This window comes from Enterobacter cloacae complex sp. EB5 (assembly GCF_031432835.1).
In the GTDB taxonomy this organism is placed as follows: Bacteria; Pseudomonadota; Gammaproteobacteria; order Enterobacterales; family Enterobacteriaceae; genus Enterobacter; species Enterobacter hormaechei_C.
In genome coordinates this window covers 3,130,469-3,146,407 of the sequence record NZ_CP133860.1, presented here as the reverse complement: position 1 = coordinate 3,146,407, position 15,939 = coordinate 3,130,469, and the positions used below count along the sequence as shown (strand labels likewise).

Genomic DNA, 15,939 nt, shown 5'->3' with positions numbered 1-15,939 from the left:
TGCTATGAAAATCGTCATTATTGGTGCCAGCGGTACGGTCGGTCGTGCTGTGACAGAAGAGCTAAGCCGTCGCCATGAAGTGATCCGCGTGGGTCGCACGCAGGGCGACCATCAGGTGGATATCACCTCGCAGGCGAGCGTGCAGGCGCTGTTCGAAAAGATCGGTCCGGTGGATGCGATTGTCTCCGCCAGCGGAGGGTTGCACTTCGGCCCGCTCGCAACCATGACCGACGGCGAGTTCAACCGGGGTTTGCAGGATAAGCTGCTGGGGCAGGTTCGCCTGGCGCTGACCGGCCAGCACTACCTGAACGAAGGTGGCTCGATTACGCTGATAAGCGGGATTGTGGCGCACGAGCCAATTGCGCAGGGCGTCAACGCCACCACGGTCAATGCGGCGCTGGAAGGGTTTGTGCGCGCCGCAGCCTGTGAACTGCCGCGCGGTATTCGCATTAATCTGATCAGCCCGACGGTGCTGACCGAATCCGCCGAAGCGTACGACGGCTTCTTCCCGGGCTTTGAAAGCGTTCCCGCTGCGACCGTTGCGCAGGCCTACCGCCGCAGCGTGGAAGGGGTGCAGAGCGGGCGGGTGTATAAGGTCGGTTATTGAACCTTACGGGCGGCGAGTATATGGCATTGCCGGGTGGCGCTGCGCTTACCCGGCCTACGATTTGAGGTTTTTTGTAGGCCGGGTAAGGCGAAGCCGCCACCTGGCTCGCTTTTAGCCAACAACTCCCCAGACCAGATTCCCCTTATGGAACGTCGCGGTGCGCGGTGAAATACGCGCCACGGCCTCGGCCGAACAGGAGGCGTCTACCAGCACAAAGCTGGCGTCGTCCTGCGCTTTTGGCCACACGCGCTCGCCTTTGTCGTTCAGCGGCAGCACGTCGCCGGTAGCGATGCCCAGCGCGCGCGAAAGCGTCTGCTCGTTCGGGCGAATATAGAGCTGGGCGTAGAGATTGGCTTTCTCCAGCATGTCCCCTAAACCGTACGGCGACCAGTGGTCGATCACGCTGTCGGTGCCCGTCATCACAAACACGCCCTTTTCACGGAGCTGCTTCAGCGGCATATGCAGGGTACCAATCGGCACGGTGGAAGCGATGGTCACCTGCTGCGCCGCCATGCGGGTGGCGATCTCATCCACCTGCTGTTCGTTAAGCGTCGCCAGGGCGAAGGCGTGGCTGATGGTCAGCTTGCCCTTCAGCGCCGGGGTTTTCTCCACGGTTTCCACCATGTAGTTCACCGCCGCCACGCCCGCCGGGCTGGTTTCATGCAGATGGATATCCACCCCTTTGTCGTAATCCAGCGCAATCTGGAACATGGTGTCGAGGGATTTCTCCATCGCGCCGTCGACGTTGGTCGGGTCCAGCCCGCCCACGTAGTGCGCCCCCGCCTGCATCGCCTCGCGCATCAGCTTTTCAGAATGAGACAGCAGCAGGCCGTGCTGCGGGAAGGCAACGATTTCACAGTCAAAACCTGGGCTTCGGCGCGCCAGTACCGCCTGCAAATTTTCCAGGTTTTTCAGGCCGGAAACCGGCTCTATGTTGCAGTGGCTGCGGGCGATGGTGGACCCTTTGGACTGGAGCAGGTCGATCAGCTTTTCGGCGCGTTCTTGCGTGTAGGGCTGTAACTCCGGCAGCAGCTTCTGCTCCAGGCGGATCATGTCCTGTATGGTAGTGCCCGCCGGACGGTTCAGGGAGCGCCACGGGCCGCCGTAGAAGGTTTTGTCCAGATGGATGTGCATGTCGCGCATCGCCGGGAGCATCAGCTTTTTGCCCGCGTCGAAGTGCGGCAGGGTCGCGTCCGCGTGGCTGTTGTTGTCGCGCAGGGCGACGATTTTCCCGTCTTTGATTTCCAGCGTTTTCAGCTCGGTGCGGGTGCTTGTCGCCACGCTGCCGTCGAAGTTAAACCCGGCTTCCAGCAGCACGTTGTCGAGATAGTAATGTTTTGCGGTGATGTTCATCGGTTTACCCGTCTCGCAGGTTGCCTTTGCAGAATCGGCAGCATACGCGACGGAACCCGTGGCGCCAAACAGCGCACAGGCGGTAACCATTTTGCCGCTCTGGCTGATAAACTCGCGGCGGCTTTTATTCTCACTCATCTTATCTTCCTTCATTAATAATGTGGGTACCCGTTTCGCCGCGCAGCGCCGCGGGCAGGCAGTCCGGCGAGGTAATGATCACGCGCCTGCCGCCATGGCGTAAAAATTCCAGCGAGGCGACGATTTTGGGCAACATGCTACCCGCCGGAAAATGCCCTTCATCCATGTAGCGCGTCATCTGCGCCACGCTGACGGTATCCAGCGCCTGCTGGTTTGGCTTGCCGAAGTTAACGCACACTTTCTCCACGCCGGTGGTGATCACCAGCACGTCGGCGCCGATCTCGCGCGCCAGCAGCGCGGTGGAGAGATCTTTATCTATCACCGCGTCCACGCTCTGGTAATCCCCCTGCTCGCTGCGCACCACAGGAATGCCTCCGCCACCCGCGCCGATCACCACAAATCCTTTCTGCGTCAGCGCCTTAATAGCGTCTGCCTCAACGATGCGTCGCGGCTGCGGTGAAGCCACCACGCGGCGATACCCCCGGCCTGAATCCTCAACAAAATGCCAGTCCGGGTGCGCAAGTTGCAGTTCGTCGCGCTGCGCCTCGCTGAAAAACGCGCCGATGGGTTTCGTCGGGTGCGTAAAGCCGGGATCGTTTTTATCCACTTCAACCTGAGTAACGACCGTGACCGCTTTCTGCTCACCGCGCGCCGCCAGGCGGTTGTTGAGCGCCTGCTGGATCAGATAGCCGATCCCGCCCTGGGTATCCGCCACGCAGTTTGCCAGCGGGGTCAGCGGCAGCCCTTCCCGCTCGTGGGCGATTTCGGCGCGGCGCAGATCCAGCCCCACCTGCGGGCCATTGCCGTGGGTGAGCACGATGTCATAGTCCGAAGCCAGCATTTCGAGCACCGACTCAGCCACCGCTTTGACCGCCTGCGCCTGATGCTCAATCGACTGGCTGGCGTTGTCTTTGATAATGCTGTTGCCGCCGATGGCGACGACCATAAGCTCTTTCATTTTGTTTCCTTTAGAAGGTGCGTTCTGGTGCCCTCACCCCGGCCCTCTGCCACAGGGAGAGGGGGATTAACAGAGGTATCCAGCACATGCTTCACCACAAACATCCCGCCCATCATCAGGTAGGCCGTAACGAACATCAGGGAACTGCCCTCGGCAAAGCCCACCACCGGCGCGTGGATCACCCCAAACAGCGCCAGCAGCGCTCCACCGGCCGCCGCGACGGCCCCGCGCAGCGGTTTGTTGAGGATGGCGAAGATGGCGATACAGCCCCACAGCATGCTGGCGAGCGGCGCGCCGTTGCCGAGATGCATTAGCCCCTCGTAGTAAATCCCTTTGCTGTGCAGCACGTCGGTGCCGATTTTCGCCGCGCTGGTCCCCGCCGCGCTCATCACGCTGTTCATCATGGTCAGCGCCCAGTTGGCGATCCACGGGAACAGGCAGATGAAGATGACGGGCACCTCCACTTTCGGGGTTTCCCTCACCACCTGGTTGGCGGTGACGACGCCGATAAAGACCAGAATCGGCACGATGGCGGTCATTGGTATGATGGCGAGCATAAAGGCTCCCAGCCCGAACAGCGGCACGATGAACATGGTCACGCCGGACGCCAGGGTGTAGCCGATGCTGGCGCCCATCGCTTTCCAGCCCGGATGGCCGACGTAGACCGTGACCGGGAACGGATTGCCCATCAGGCAGCCGAGCATCGAGGCCAGACCGTTCGCCAGCATTACCTTGCGGGTCGGGTATTCATCCCCTGCCGCATGGGCGCTTTCGATGTTCTCCAGGTCAAAGATGTAGTTCGCCAGCCCCAGCGGTACGGCGGACGCCAGATACGGCAGCGCGTGCGGCAGCCCCTGCATAAAGCTGTCCACGTGCACTTCCGGCGGGTTAAAGCCGAAGGATGACATGGACGCTTTAATGGCATCCGGGCTTTGCAGGCCGGAGATCCACGCAAGCAGAGTACCGGCAATTAACAGCAGCAGGCCTGTCGGGATACGGGCGAAAATCGGCTTTTTACCGAACCAGTTAATGAAGATCAGCAGCAGGACGATAAACGACACGGTCGGCGCTTCGAACGCCTGCAACATCGGGTTCATCGCCAGCAGCAGCAGGCCAAGACCGGACAGGCACGACAGCAGCACGGTACGCGGGATCATCTTGCGGATGGTTTCCCCCAGGAAGGAACCGCCCGCGAGGATCATCGCTTCCACAAAGCACCACACCAGGCCAATCTGAATCGCGAAATCCGCATCGCCGGTTTGCTGGTAAACCGGCATTAAAACCAGGAAGGTCACGGTAAAAATCGACGGCGCGCTCGGGCCGGACGGCAGCGCGGTGACGTCCGTTCGTCCGGTGGCGCGCGCCATTTGCAGGCCAAACCACGTATAGCAAAGACTCGCCACCAGCACCGCCAGCCCGAAGGCTGGCGCGATGCGTCCATAAACAATCTCCTTCGGGATGCCGACGACAAAAATGAGCAGCCCCATCATGGTCAGCAAATTGGTCAGGTTGTTGGTCATCAACCCGAAATAAGCTGCCCAGTCACCTCTTTTCCACTCCAGTTTCATGTTTTTCATGGATGCATACCTTATAGAACGTAGCGATCGCGGAAGGTTAACAGCGCCTTTTCAAAACAGCTAAACGGCGGGTGAACGATGCCCGCCCCAATCATGCCGATCCCGGCGTCCTTGTGGGCAATGGCGGTATTAATGACCGGCAGAATGCCGCTGCCCGCGACCTTCGTGATGTCGATGGCGGTCGGGATGCCCATAAACGAGAGCAGCGGAATAGTGACGTTCGGGTTTTCGCCGAGGGTGATTTCGCGCATCTGGCGGGAAAAATCGATGGCTTCCTCCACCGTGCCGCCCACCAGCGCCACGATTGCCGGGGCCGTCGCCATTGCAAAGCCGCCGATGCCGTAGGTTTCGGTAATCGCGCTGTCGCCGATATCCAGCCCGGAATCTTCCGGCTTATAGCCCGCGAACATCGGGCCGATCACCTGCTGCGCCGGGCCGGTGAACCACTGCCCCGGCAGGCCGGAAACGCGCAGGCCGAACTCGTAGCCGTTGCGCGCCATGGTGGTGACGACGGTGCTGTACTCAATGCCATGAGCGGCGTCCAGCGCGGCTTTACACATTGCCATCCACGTCGGACCGGAGAAGTAGTCGCTGCTGGCGACAAACTCGAACACCTCACGCTGCTGCGCCACCGGATAGCCCGCCTGGATCAGCCCCGGCGTCAGCGCCTGAATAAGCAGCGTGGTGCCCGCGTTGTTGCGGTTGTGGCACTCGTCGCCCATGTGCAGCGCCTGGGCCAGCATCAGGCGCAGGTCGATTTCGCCGATAATCTTCATCGCCTCGCGCAGCATCGGGCCGAGCACGTCGCGCATCCAGTTCAGGCGCTCGATGACGCTCTGGTCGTTAGCCCCCATGCGCAGGATCTTCGCCATTTGCTCGCTGAGGTTGGTGAAGGCGCGGTTGCCGTAGGTTTTGTTCTCAACGATGTGCATAAACATCGACGCGGAGGTGACGCCCGCCATGGAGCCCACGCAGTCGTGCTCGTGGCACGGCGAGAAGGTGATGTCGCCTGACGCCGCCAGCCTTGCGGCGTCCTCCAGATCCGTCGCCAGCCCTTCAAACACCAGCGCGCCGGTAACCGCGCCCTTCATCGCCCCGCACATGTTTTCCCAGGTAACAGGCGGACCGGCGTGCAGAATGGTCGTGCGGGTCATGCCCGGCACCACGTTGATCGCCTGGTCATAGCCCACCAGCACCGGATGGGACTGAATAATCCGCTCCAGGGCAATTTTGTTCGCGGCGGCGATTTTCTCCGCCAGCGGTTTTTCCGCCAGCTGATCGAGCGCGTCCACTACCTGCATATTGCCCTGCCCCGGCGGCGTCCAGTCGAGCTGGATCACGGGAACGTGCTGTTTTTTGAGGTCATCGCTGAACATCGCAATCCCGACGTTAATCACGTTCAGCGGCTGGTTGAATAAGGTCGTCATTATGCTCTCTCCCCTTTGCAGACGAATTCGCGTGCCAGTAATCCGGTATTGGTGCTGCTGCTGGCCCAGATGACGCCTGCGTCAGTCAGCAGCTGGCACTGCTGCGCCAGCGACTGCGGATCCTGATCGGTGCCGAGCACGTAGCCGAGAATTTCCAGCGGACGGTTGTCGGCTTTCGCGATCGCCTGTGCCTCTTTGATCGCCTCGATCATCACCCCCACCGGATCGTCATGCGCGCCAAAGCCGAGCACGAAATCCATCACGATCACCCCCACCTGCGGATCCCGCGCCTCCTGTAGCAGGCGGCTGATGCGGTTGGTCGGGTCGATCATCGGGTGTGGTTTGCCGTTGGTGAAGTCATCGTCACCGAAATCAAGGAAGGTGTGGGCCTGACTGACGCTGATATCTTTCAGACGCCTGGCCGGGTCCGGCTGGATGTTGCTGTAAACATCGTCAAACTTCTCCAGCGCGGCAAACATCGCTTCGTCGCACAGGGTGCCGCCGCAGAACAGGCCGCGAATGTACTTCTGCTGCGGCGTCAGGCGGGCGCGTACCTCTTCGATCAGCGGCCAGTTGAGCGGATGTAAATCCAGGGTGTCTTTTTTAATGCCGGTAAGCAGCACCGCTTTCAGGGCCGCCTCTTTGGTGCCACGAGCAAACTGCAAACCGTCTTCATCGGCTGGCGGTTCGTTGCGGCCCAGGAAGCACACAACCACCGGCTTGCGGCAGGCGCGTGCCCGGGCCAGCACGTTCTCTGCCACCGCGGGTGCAGGCGGTTTGGAGATGAGCGCTATCACCCGGGTCGCGTCGTCAGCCTCCAGCATGTCGATGGCATCGAGCATCATCAGGCCGCCGATCTTCTCGCTGAGATCGCGTCCGCCGGTGCCAATCAGCTGCGACACGCCGCCGCCGAACTCATGAATGCGCACGCTCAGCTCCTGGCTGCCGGTGCCGGAGGCGCCAACGATGCCAATCGGCCCGCGACGCACCGCGTTGGCGAAGCACAGCCCCGCGCCGTTGATAATGGCGGTGCCGCAGTCCGGCCCCATCATCAGCAGACCCTTTTCATGCGCCAGCTGCTTCAGCGCCAGCTCGTCGTCGAGCGAGACGTTATCGGAGAACAGCATCACGTTAAGATCGTTTTCCAGCGCCTGGCGCGCTTCCCGGGCGGCGAAGGTGCCGTTGACGGAAATCACCGCAAGGTTGCTGTCCGGACGATGGGTTTTGGCGCTGGCAATCGTCGCGTAGCGTGCTTCATGGGAGCCCGTGCGCTCTTTACGCGTGAATAACGCTTCAATGGCGCCGAGGGTTTCCTCATTCGCCGCGTCGCCTTTAATCACGATCATCAGGTCGCCGTTTTTCGCGTCCGCTAATTCCGGCGTTAATAGCCCGAGGTTTTTTAATACGCCTTTGTTCATTTCCGTCGCCATCGCCACAAACGCCTGCTCGACGCCCGGCAATTTATTGGCTTTGGTGGAAACCGACATTAAGGAAACCGAATCGAAATACGTATTCTTTTTTATGACGATTTTGGTTGGCATTATTTTCACCTGTTTAAGATAAAAGGGGGCCGCCGTCGTGCTAAATGCACGTCGGTAACAATGCGTTTATTGATTAACGGCCAGCCAGGGGAAGGCTGACCGAATGCGCTATGCGCCTGCCGCCAGCAGCAGGTCTGCGATCGCGTTGAAGCCTTTTTCCCGCGCCAGTTCGAGCGGGGTTTTGCCGTATTTATCGGTCATGTGCGGGTTCGCGCCGTGATCCAGCAGCAGCTTCACAATTTCCTGCTGCTTTGCGCCGCCGTCGTTTAATACGATGGCCTCCAGCAGCGGCGTCCAGCCGACAAAATTGGTGTGGTTGACGTTGATGTCGGTTTTTTCCAGCAGCTCACGCACGATTTCAACGTGCCCTTTTTCACTGGCAGGGGTAATGCCCACGCCGCCAAAGCGCGTCAGACGGTCGAGATCTGGATTTGCCGGAAGGACAATGCGCAGCAGGGTTAAATCATTGGTCAGGCAGCCGATCAGGAAGGGGTTAAAACAGGTCTGGTCCTGTTTATCAATATCCGCCCCGGCGGCAATTAAAAACTCCACACAGGCGTAATGCTTTTTCAGGCTGGCAATAATAATGGCGGTTCTTTTCTGGCGGTTGGTCGCGTTAATATCCACGCCTTTCTCCAGGCAGGCTTTTAGCGCGTCGATATTGCCCTCTTCTGCCGCCAGCAGAAATTCTGTAACCCGTGCAGTTGCAGACATATTCAGACTCCCTATGTTTCACTTCTGATGACCTGAGAATAGCAACACCCTGGTCATAAAAGAATCCGCTTAAAAATGATTCATCGACACGCAATTCATTGTTGAGTTAAATTCAACAGTCCGGGAGAAATGTGCGTCTGTGCAACCTTTTTCTTATGTTTTACCGCGTTTACGCGCTTCAGGCTGCATTATCCTTATGGCTGAAAAAGCCTTACACAGCGCGGCCCTACGTAAAAAGCCAGAACTGTGACCGGCATCAACTATGATGTAACACCGCTGTTAAAATATGTTCAAAACTGATGGTCACCAGGAGCCATAATATGAATTCCATCTTTACCGAAGAGAATTTGCTGGCCTTCACCACCGCGGCACGTTTTGGCAGTTTCAGCAAAGCGGCTGCCGAGCTGGGCGTGACCACCTCCGCCATCAGTTACACCATCAAACGCATGGAGACCGGACTGGACGTGGTGCTGTTTGTACGCAACACGCGCAGCATTGAGCTGACAGAATCCGGTTTTTACTTTTATCGTAAAGCGACCGACCTGCTGAATGACTTTCATGCCATCAAGCGCGGGATTGATACCATTTCTCAGGGCATTGAGACGCGGGTGCGCATCTGCATAAATCAGCTTTTGTATACGCCACGCCATACCGCGCGTCTGCTCCAGGTGCTGAAAAAACAGTTTCCCACCTGCCAGATCACGGTGACGACCGAGGTGTATAACGGCGTCTGGGATTCCATCATTAATAATCAGGCCAACATCGCCATTGGCGCGCCGGATACGCTGCTGGACGGCGGCGGCATTGATTACACCGAGATAGGAGCGATCCGCTGGGTATTTGCCATCGCGCCCACCCATCCGCTGGCGTTCGCCCCGGAGCCCATTTCCGAAAGTCAGCTGCGTCTGTATCCCAATATCATGGTCGAGGACACCGCGCATACCATCAACAAGAAGGTGGGCTGGCTGCTTCACGGCCAGGAGGCGATTCTGGTGCCGGACTTCAACACGAAATGCCAGTGTCAGATCCTGGGGGAAGGTATTGGCTTTTTACCGGAATATATGACGCGTGAGGCGGTGGAGGACGGGCTGCTGGTAACGCGGCGGATCAATAATCCACGTCAGGATTCGCGCATGCTGCTCGCCACGCAGCATGCGGCGACCGGTCAGGTCACGCGCTGGATCAAACAGCAGTTTGGCCCGGAAGGCGTGCTGACCCGAATCTACAGTGACTTACTGTGGCGTACCTAGCTCTTCGTCTGAACCCAAAATGCGTGGATAAGACCGGGGAAGTAGCCCAGGATAGTCAGAAGGATATTCAGAATAAACGCCCAGCCCAGCCCCTTGCCAAGCAGCACGCCCAGCGGCGGGAGAATAATCGTAAAAACAACGCGCCAAAAACCCATAAAACACTCCGTGCAAGCTAACCAATTGAAAATTATAAAAGACACTTCTCTAAGCGTAGCCAGTTTACGGTTAACTGCCATTCGTCTCTCGCGCTTTTACCTGCCTTTACCCTCTTTACACTGGCTTAAACCCCGCCTTAAATGCTCTACTGTTCCGAAATTGTCCGTAAGGAAACACAATGTCTCTTCCTCTTATTACGCCGCAGCAGGCAAACGCGCTGATTGCTGAAGGCGCCAGACTTATCGATATTCGCGACCCCGACGAGTATGCCCGCGAGCATATTCCGGCGGCGCACTCCATTCCGCTGGATTCGTTACCCGGCGGGCTTAACGCAGCGCCGGGAGAAACGGTGATTTTCCACTGTCAGTCCGGCGCACGAACCTCAAACAATGCTGCTCATCTGGCGCAGGCAGCGTCCCCTGCGAATGCCTTTGTGGTTGAGGGAGGCATTCAGGGCTGGAAGCAGGCCGGGCTGCTGACCGTTGAAGATCGCTCGCAGCCGCTTCCGCTGATGCGTCAGGTGCAGATCGCCGCCGGGCTGCTGATCCTCTGCGGCGTGGTGCTGGGTTACAGCGTCTCCAGCGGCTTTTTCCTGCTGAGCGGTTTTGTGGGCGCCGGGCTGGTGTTCGCCGGTGTGACAGGTTTTTGCGGTATGGCGCGACTGCTGAAAGTGATGCCGTGGAACCGACGTACCTGATAAGGAGTATCTGAAAGATTAGGCTGTACCCCGCCCCCGGACGTGGGCTATGGTGAAGATCATGACAATGATGAGGAGGTGCTATGTTTTCTGTCGGTGATTATGTCCAACCGCGTCAGGGCGGTCCGAAACTGAAAGTGCTCGAAGTGAATGGTGAAAACATTGTGGCTGTGCAGGCCAGCAATGAGCAGGGCGAGAAATATCACCTGAAAGCGGCGGACGTGGTTCTGTACTCCGAAGAAGGTGACTTTGGCGTCTGCTAAGTCAATAATCGGGCGGAATAGACCGCCCGAATAATCATCAGATCAGGAAATCGTCCAGCGATTTACCGTTTGCCAGTGCGGTTGCAATAGGCTTTGGCGTACGCCCCTGGCCGGTCCAGGTTTTTTCTTCACCGTTCGCGTCAATAAAACGATATTTCGCCGCACGCGCTTTACGTTTTTTCGTCGGCTGACCCGCCTGCGCCAGGTCACTGCCTAACAGATCGCTCGGAGAAATACCGTCAGCTTTCATCAGTTCCAGCAGAGCATTAATTTTATCCTGCTGTTCAGCGCGTTGACGCTCTAATTCAGCCTGCTCGCTGCGTTTTTCTTCAGTGACAATCCGGAATTTTTCCAGCACTTCTTCCAGAACATCCATGGATAATTCACGTGCCAGCGCCCGGAGGGTACGAATATTATTAAGATTCTGTAACGTTAAAGCCATAATAATGAAAAACCTTTCTTCGTGTGTATAACATAAATCAGGCAACAGAATAATTGATTTTGGTTCTGATATCTACCCACCCTGACGTTTTGACATTATTGTAAATGTTTTAGAATATCCCGTTAATATAACCCCGAAATATATGTCTGTTTTAATGCGTAATATACCGCCCTTCCCCTGACCACAAGCCCCTGTTTAAAACAGTTCAAAAAACCGCCTCCACTCGCCCACACAACAGAGGTTTCACACGCACACAGACAAACTAATCCATTGATATATTTCACTAAAATAGGCGCGAGGAGAGAAAATAACGAAGCGCGCAAAAAACGAACAATTTTAGAGAATTTTATGGCCAAAGTGCCTGTAAATAAAAATTAATCACTACTTGTTAGTTAAAAGCCAGAGAGATACGCTATACACTCAAAACAAACCAACCTAAAGCACTAAAGGCCGCAGGTAAAACGCCACTTTTTTGTCCTGTTCGAGGAGTTCAGACATGTTCTCACCGCAGTCTCGCCTGCGCCATGCGGTAGCGGATACGTTCGCGATGGTCGTTTACTGTTCCGTCGTGAATATGCTGATTGAAATTTTCCTGTCGGGAATGTCCTTTGAGCAATCCCTCTCGTCGCGCCTGGTGGCCATTCCGGTGAATATCATGATTGCCTGGCCGTACGGCCTGTATCGCGATGCAGTGATGCGTTTAGCCCGGCGTATTAGCCCGGCGGGTTGGGTAAAAAACCTGGCGGACGTGCTGGCTTACGTAACGTTCCAGTCCCCGGTATATGTGGTTATTTTGCTGACGGTGGGCGCAGACTGGCATCAAATCGCCGCTGCGGTAAGTTCAAATATCGTGGTATCCATGCTGATGGGTGCGGTGTACGGTTACTTTCTTGACTACTGCCGCCGCCTGTTTAAAGTCAGTCCTTATAGCCAGGCAAAAGCGTAAGGTAAGGCGACTGGCTCAGGCCAGTCGCTGAGTTATTGTACGTCGCCAAACAGCCCTTTCAGGAACCGCTCCAGCGCCATACGCGAGCTGAAACCGTGCGGAATACCATAATGTTCATGCGTCTCGCCGCCTAAATAGAGCGGAAATTGCTGATAATGATCGCAGGTTTTAATATCCGAGGCGGGCTCAGCAAATGACAGGCTTCTGTCTTTGAGTGTCGGGTGAATAATGAGAGCAGTACGCCCCATTCTTGCTTCACGGTTGACGTAAACATAATTCTCACCACGGCGATATCCGTACGCTTTTGATGTTACCTCATCCATGGTGAACCCTTCTTTTTCAAGAACGCGCGCCACCTCATCGGGTCGTAAATACATATCTTTTCCTCATTATCATTCCTGCCCGGCAACCTTACAGTATTCAGCATTAGCAGGGCTTTCAGAATATTCCATAAACTGCCCGATAAGCCGTGACTCGCTTCAGATATTACATTTCTGGACTAAACTAAACGGGAACACAAATTATGGAGGATCGTATGTTTAACAGACCGAACCGAAACGATATTAATGACGACACACAGGATATTCGTAACGATGTCAGCCAATTAGCGGACACGCTGGAAGCCGTATTGAAATCCTGGGGCTCTGACGCGAAGGACGAAGCAGATGCCGCGAAACGTAAGGCTCAGTCTCTGCTGCGTGAAACGCGGGCAAGGATGAATGGCCGCTCACGTACCACTCAGGCGGCCTGCGACATGGCCAGCTGCGCCACCACCTTCGTACGTGAAAAACCGCTTTGTACGCTGGGAACGGTCGCGGCGGTCGGGATTTTTGTCGGCGCCCTGCTTAGCCTGCGTAAGTAAGCGCGCGTTCTTAGCCCCGGTAGCCTCAGGCGCCGGGGCTTTTCTGTGCCTGACAGCCTGAAAAACCCGCGCAGCACGCCCTGCCCCGCCAGGCTCATCATCGGGGCCTTATCAATCTGAATTTCCCATATCTTGTGTGGTTGAAACTTATCGCAACTACATCTAGTATTCCCTTTAGAAAGACACACACAACATGACGCGTTTACTCGCGCCGTTCTCTCATTCTAAATGGAAATACGAATCATGAGCATTATTATTTACACTCGTAACGATTGTGTTCAGTGCCACGCCACGAAACGGGCGATGGAGAGCCGCGGCGTGGCATTTGAGATGGTCAATATTGATCAGGTGCCCGACGCGGCAGACACCCTGCGGGCGCAGGGGTTTCGTCAGCTTCCGGTTGTCGTTGCCGGCGACACCAGCTGGTCTGGCTTCCGTCCGGACATGATTAACCGCCTTGCCGCTCAGGGCGTCAGTGCATGAGCACGCTGGTCTACTTTTCCAGCAGCTCGGAAAACACGCTTCGGTTTATGGAGCGTCTCGGGCTGCCCGCGATACGCATTCCGCTGAACGAGCGGGAGCGTATTCAGGTAGACGAACCCTACATTCTGGTGGTGCCCAGCTATGGCGGTGGCGGCACCGCGGGGGCGGTGCCTCGTCAGGTGATCCGCTTTCTGAACGATCCCCATAACCGGCAGCTGATTCGCGGCGTGATCGCGGCAGGCAATCGCAACTTCGGCGAGGCCTTTGCCCGCGCCGGGGATGTCATCTCTCAAAAATGCGGCGTGCCGTATCTCTATCGTTTTGAACTGATGGGGACACAGCAGGACGTAGAGAACGTGCGTAAAGGAGTGAACGAATTTTGGCAACGACAACCGCAGAACGCGTGATCCAGGCGACGCCGGATTACCACGCATTAAACGCCATGCTAAACCTCTATGACCGGGAGGGGCGCATTCAGTTTGGCAAAGATCATGAGGCGGTGGACGCCTTTTTTGCCGCTCATGTACGCCCGAACAGCGTCGTCTTTGGCAGCCAGCAGGAACGTCTCGACTGGCTGGTAAAAGAGGGTTATTACGAAGAGCGTGTCCTCACCCGCTACGACCGCGCCTTCGTGGTGGCATTGTTTGAGCGGGCGCATGCCAGCGGTTTTCGCTTCCAGACGTTTCTCGGCGCGTGGAAGTTTTACACCAGCTACACCCTGAAAACCTTTGACGGCAAACGCTATTTAGAAAGCTTTGAAGATCGGGTGGTGATGGTGGCGCTGACGCTGGCGCAGGGCGATGAAGTGCTGGCCGAAAGACTCACGGAGGAGATCCTCTCCGGCCGCTTCCAGCCTGCCACGCCAACGTTCCTTAACTGCGGAAAAGCCCAGCGCGGCGAGCTGGTCTCCTGCTTCCTGCTGCGTATTGAAGACAATATGGAGTCGATTGGCCGTGCGGTGAATTCGGCGCTACAGCTGTCGAAACGCGGCGGCGGCGTGGCGTTTCTGCTTTCAAACCTGCGGGAAGCGGGCGCGCCGATTAAGCGCATCGAAAACCAGTCCTCCGGCGTCATCCCGGTGATGAAGATGCTGGAAGATGCCTTCTCATACGCCAACCAGCTTGGCGCACGTCAGGGCGCGGGCGCGGTTTATCTGCACGCGCACCACCCGGACATTCTGCGTTTTCTGGATACCAAACGTGAAAACGCCGATGAAAAGATCCGCATCAAAACCCTGTCGCTCGGCGTGGTGATCCCGGATATCACGTTTAAGCTGGCTAAAGAGAATGCCGACATGGCGCTCTTCTCACCGTATGACGTTGAGCGGATTTACGGCAAAGCCTTTGGCGACGTGGCGATAAGCGAGCTGTACGACGAGCTGGTGGCCGACGATCGCATTCGCAAAAAAACCATCAACGCCCGCGATTTCTTCCAGACGCTGGCTGAAATTCAGTTTGAGTCCGGCTATCCGTACATCATGTACGAGGACACGGTGAACCGCGCTAACCCGATTGCCGGGCGCATCAACATGAGCAATCTGTGCTCGGAGATTTTGCAGGTCAACAGCGCGTCCAGCTACGACGAAAACCTCGACTACGCGGACGTGGGCAAGGATATCTCCTGTAACCTCGGGTCGCTGAATATTGCCCACACCATGGATTCACCCGATTTTGGCCGCACGGTAGAGACAGCCATTCGCGGGCTGACGGCGGTATCGGACATGAGTCACATCCGCAGCGTACCGTCCATTGAGGCGGGCAACGCCGCGTCGCACGCCATCGGCCTTGGGCAGATGAACCTGCACGGCTATCTGGCGCGGGAGGGCATCGCCTACGGCAGCCCGGAAGGGCTGGATTTCACCAACCTTTATTTCTACACCATCACCTGGCATGCGCTACATACCTCGATGATGCTGGCGCGCGAACGCCACCAGCGGTTCGCAGGCTTTGAGCAGTCCCGCTACGCCAGCGGAGAGTATTTCAGCCAGTATCTGGAAGGCGACTGGCAGCCGAAAACTGAAAAAGTACGCGCGCTGTTCGACCGCGCTGGCATCACCCTGCCGACGCGTGAGATGTGGCAACAGCTGCGTGAAGAGGTGATGCGCTACGGCATTTATAACCAGAACCTTCAGGCGGTGCCGCCAACCGGCTCCATTTCCTATATCAATCACGCCACGTCGAGCATCCACCCCATCGTGTCGAAGATTGAAATCCGTAAGGAAGGCAAAACCGGGCGTGTCTACTACCCCGCCCCGTTTATGACCAACGAGAATCTGGCGCTGTACCAGGACGCCTATGAGATCGGCCCGGAAAAGATCATTGATACCTACGCCGAGGCGACTAAACATGTGGACCAGGGGCTGTCGCTGACGCTCTTCTTCCCGGACACCGCCACCACGCGGGATATCAACAAAGCGCAAATCTACGCCTGGAAGAAAGGCATCAAAACGCTGTACTACATTCGCCTGCGTCAGCTCGCGCTGGAAGGCACCGAAATTGAAGGCTGCGTGTCCTGCGCGCTGTAAG

18 protein-coding genes are annotated in these 15,939 nt (G+C 57.1%); 9 read left to right on the top strand and 9 right to left on the bottom strand.

Annotation, left to right across the window (positions count from 1 at the left end):
• The first annotated feature begins 4 nt into the window (after positions 1-4).
• Positions 5-607, top strand: a complete 603-nt coding sequence (locus tag RHN82_RS15075) for a short chain dehydrogenase (RefSeq protein WP_045906890.1) — start codon at positions 5-7, stop codon at positions 605-607.
• 111 nt (positions 608-718) lie between these two features.
• On the opposite strand, the gene RHN82_RS15070 is transcribed toward RHN82_RS15075, so the two are convergent.
• The 6 genes from RHN82_RS15070 to RHN82_RS15045 all read right to left on the bottom strand — a co-directional run bounded on the left by RHN82_RS15070 (position 719) and on the right by RHN82_RS15045 (position 8,315).
• Complete coding sequence (locus RHN82_RS15070; RefSeq protein ID WP_048981642.1) at positions 719-2,098, bottom strand: amidohydrolase family protein; 1,380 nt, start codon at positions 2,096-2,098, stop codon at positions 719-721.
• A 1-nt stretch (position 2,099) separates the two neighbouring features.
• Positions 2,100-3,056, bottom strand: a complete 957-nt coding sequence (locus tag RHN82_RS15065) for a carbamate kinase family protein (RefSeq protein ID WP_048981641.1) — start codon at positions 3,054-3,056, stop codon at positions 2,100-2,102.
• Positions 3,053-4,633: a hypothetical protein gene (locus tag RHN82_RS15060; RefSeq protein WP_048981640.1), complete on the bottom strand. Its 1,581-nt coding sequence runs from the start codon at positions 4,631-4,633 to the stop codon at positions 3,053-3,055. The genes RHN82_RS15065 and RHN82_RS15060 overlap by 4 nt, the downstream gene beginning before the upstream one ends.
• 11 nt (positions 4,634-4,644) lie before the next feature.
• Entirely contained in the window at positions 4,645-6,060 is a 1,416-nt protein-coding gene (locus tag RHN82_RS15055) for a DUF1116 domain-containing protein (RefSeq protein WP_048981639.1), read from the bottom strand.
• On the bottom strand, positions 6,060-7,601 hold the full coding sequence (fdrA, locus tag RHN82_RS15050) for an acyl-CoA synthetase FdrA (protein WP_048981638.1): 1,542 nt from the start codon (positions 7,599-7,601) through the stop codon (positions 6,060-6,062). Before fdrA ends, RHN82_RS15055 begins: the two co-directional genes overlap by 1 nt.
• A 108-nt stretch (positions 7,602-7,709) precedes the next feature.
• Positions 7,710-8,315, bottom strand: a complete 606-nt coding sequence (locus RHN82_RS15045; RefSeq protein ID WP_045911570.1) for an ankyrin repeat domain-containing protein — start codon at positions 8,313-8,315, stop codon at positions 7,710-7,712.
• 320 nt (positions 8,316-8,635) lie between these two features.
• Here RHN82_RS15045 and RHN82_RS15040 point away from each other — a divergent pair, with 320 nt between their 5' ends.
• Positions 8,636-9,565 carry a LysR substrate-binding domain-containing protein gene (locus RHN82_RS15040; protein ID WP_015571650.1) on the top strand — a complete coding sequence of 310 codons (930 nt, stop codon included), beginning with the start codon at positions 8,636-8,638 and terminating at the stop codon, positions 9,563-9,565.
• Here RHN82_RS15040 and RHN82_RS15035 read toward each other — a convergent pair.
• Complete coding sequence (locus RHN82_RS15035) at positions 9,562-9,720, bottom strand: YqaE/Pmp3 family membrane protein (protein ID WP_003862203.1); 159 nt, start codon at positions 9,718-9,720, stop codon at positions 9,562-9,564. The genes RHN82_RS15040 and RHN82_RS15035 overlap by 4 nt on opposite strands.
• Positions 9,721-9,899: 179 nt before the next feature.
• Between RHN82_RS15035 and RHN82_RS15030 the strand changes: the two genes are divergently transcribed.
• Both RHN82_RS15030 and RHN82_RS15025 read left to right on the top strand, forming a co-directional pair.
• Entirely contained in the window at positions 9,900-10,418 is a 519-nt protein-coding gene (locus tag RHN82_RS15030) for a rhodanese family protein (RefSeq protein WP_047052098.1), read from the top strand.
• Positions 10,419-10,501: 83 nt separating this feature from the next.
• Positions 10,502-10,681, top strand: a complete 180-nt coding sequence (locus RHN82_RS15025; protein ID WP_006811690.1) for a hypothetical protein — start codon at positions 10,502-10,504, stop codon at positions 10,679-10,681.
• Between the two features lie 37 nt (positions 10,682-10,718).
• Here RHN82_RS15025 and stpA read toward each other — a convergent pair whose 3' ends face one another.
• Complete coding sequence (gene stpA / locus RHN82_RS15020; RefSeq protein WP_022651717.1) at positions 10,719-11,123, bottom strand: DNA-binding protein StpA; 405 nt, start codon at positions 11,121-11,123, stop codon at positions 10,719-10,721.
• Positions 11,124-11,619: 496 nt separating this feature from the next.
• Here stpA and alaE point away from each other — a divergent pair, with 496 nt between their 5' ends.
• Complete coding sequence (gene alaE, locus RHN82_RS15015; RefSeq protein WP_015571653.1) at positions 11,620-12,069, top strand: L-alanine exporter AlaE; 450 nt, start codon at positions 11,620-11,622, stop codon at positions 12,067-12,069.
• A 32-nt stretch (positions 12,070-12,101) separates the two neighbouring features.
• On the opposite strand, the gene RHN82_RS15010 is transcribed toward alaE, so the two are convergent.
• A complete protein-coding gene (locus RHN82_RS15010) occupies positions 12,102-12,446 on the bottom strand; it encodes a DUF2002 family protein (protein ID WP_006811693.1) in 345 nt (114 codons plus the stop codon).
• 158 nt (positions 12,447-12,604) lie between these two features.
• Between RHN82_RS15010 and RHN82_RS15005 the strand changes: the two genes are divergently transcribed.
• The 4 genes from RHN82_RS15005 (at position 12,605) to nrdE (ending at position 15,938) form a co-directional block, all read left to right on the top strand.
• The gene (locus RHN82_RS15005; RefSeq protein WP_017382769.1) at positions 12,605-12,931 is read left to right on the top strand and encodes a DUF883 domain-containing protein; all 327 of its coding nucleotides are present in this window, start codon (positions 12,605-12,607) and stop codon (positions 12,929-12,931) included.
• Between the two features lie 243 nt (positions 12,932-13,174).
• Entirely contained in the window at positions 13,175-13,414 is a 240-nt protein-coding gene (nrdH, locus tag RHN82_RS15000) for a glutaredoxin-like protein NrdH (RefSeq protein WP_017382770.1), read from the top strand.
• Positions 13,411-13,821, top strand: coding sequence for a class Ib ribonucleoside-diphosphate reductase assembly flavoprotein NrdI (gene nrdI, locus RHN82_RS14995; protein ID WP_015571656.1), 411 nt, complete (start codon positions 13,411-13,413; stop codon positions 13,819-13,821). The genes nrdH and nrdI overlap by 4 nt, the downstream gene beginning before the upstream one ends.
• Entirely contained in the window at positions 13,794-15,938 is a 2,145-nt protein-coding gene (gene nrdE, locus RHN82_RS14990) for a class 1b ribonucleoside-diphosphate reductase subunit alpha (RefSeq protein ID WP_047052101.1), read from the top strand. The genes nrdI and nrdE overlap by 28 nt, the downstream gene beginning before the upstream one ends.
• Position 15,939: the final 1 nt, after the last annotated feature.

Coding starts and splice junctions, on each gene's coding strand:
- RHN82_RS15075 (WP_045906890.1), top strand. CDS start 5: ATGAAAATCGTCATTATTGGTGCCAGCGGTACGGTCGGTCGTGCTGTG.
- RHN82_RS15070 (WP_048981642.1), bottom strand. CDS start 2,098: ATGAGTGAGAATAAAAGCCGCCGCGAGTTTATCAGCCAGAGCGGCAAA.
- RHN82_RS15065 (WP_048981641.1), bottom strand. CDS start 3,056: ATGAAAGAGCTTATGGTCGTCGCCATCGGCGGCAACAGCATTATCAAA.
- RHN82_RS15060 (WP_048981640.1), bottom strand. CDS start 4,633: ATGAAAAACATGAAACTGGAGTGGAAAAGAGGTGACTGGGCAGCTTAT.
- RHN82_RS15055 (WP_048981639.1), bottom strand. CDS start 6,060: ATGACGACCTTATTCAACCAGCCGCTGAACGTGATTAACGTCGGGATT.
- fdrA (WP_048981638.1), bottom strand. CDS start 7,601: ATGCCAACCAAAATCGTCATAAAAAAGAATACGTATTTCGATTCGGTT.
- RHN82_RS15045 (WP_045911570.1), bottom strand. CDS start 8,315: ATGTCTGCAACTGCACGGGTTACAGAATTTCTGCTGGCGGCAGAAGAG.
- RHN82_RS15040 (WP_015571650.1), top strand. CDS start 8,636: ATGAATTCCATCTTTACCGAAGAGAATTTGCTGGCCTTCACCACCGCG.
- RHN82_RS15035 (WP_003862203.1), bottom strand. CDS start 9,720: ATGGGTTTTTGGCGCGTTGTTTTTACGATTATTCTCCCGCCGCTGGGC.
- RHN82_RS15030 (WP_047052098.1), top strand. CDS start 9,900: ATGTCTCTTCCTCTTATTACGCCGCAGCAGGCAAACGCGCTGATTGCT.
- RHN82_RS15025 (WP_006811690.1), top strand. CDS start 10,502: ATGTTTTCTGTCGGTGATTATGTCCAACCGCGTCAGGGCGGTCCGAAA.
- stpA (WP_022651717.1), bottom strand. CDS start 11,123: ATGGCTTTAACGTTACAGAATCTTAATAATATTCGTACCCTCCGGGCG.
- alaE (WP_015571653.1), top strand. CDS start 11,620: ATGTTCTCACCGCAGTCTCGCCTGCGCCATGCGGTAGCGGATACGTTC.
- RHN82_RS15010 (WP_006811693.1), bottom strand. CDS start 12,446: ATGTATTTACGACCCGATGAGGTGGCGCGCGTTCTTGAAAAAGAAGGG.
- RHN82_RS15005 (WP_017382769.1), top strand. CDS start 12,605: ATGTTTAACAGACCGAACCGAAACGATATTAATGACGACACACAGGAT.
- nrdH (WP_017382770.1), top strand. CDS start 13,175: ATGAGCATTATTATTTACACTCGTAACGATTGTGTTCAGTGCCACGCC.
- nrdI (WP_015571656.1), top strand. CDS start 13,411: ATGAGCACGCTGGTCTACTTTTCCAGCAGCTCGGAAAACACGCTTCGG.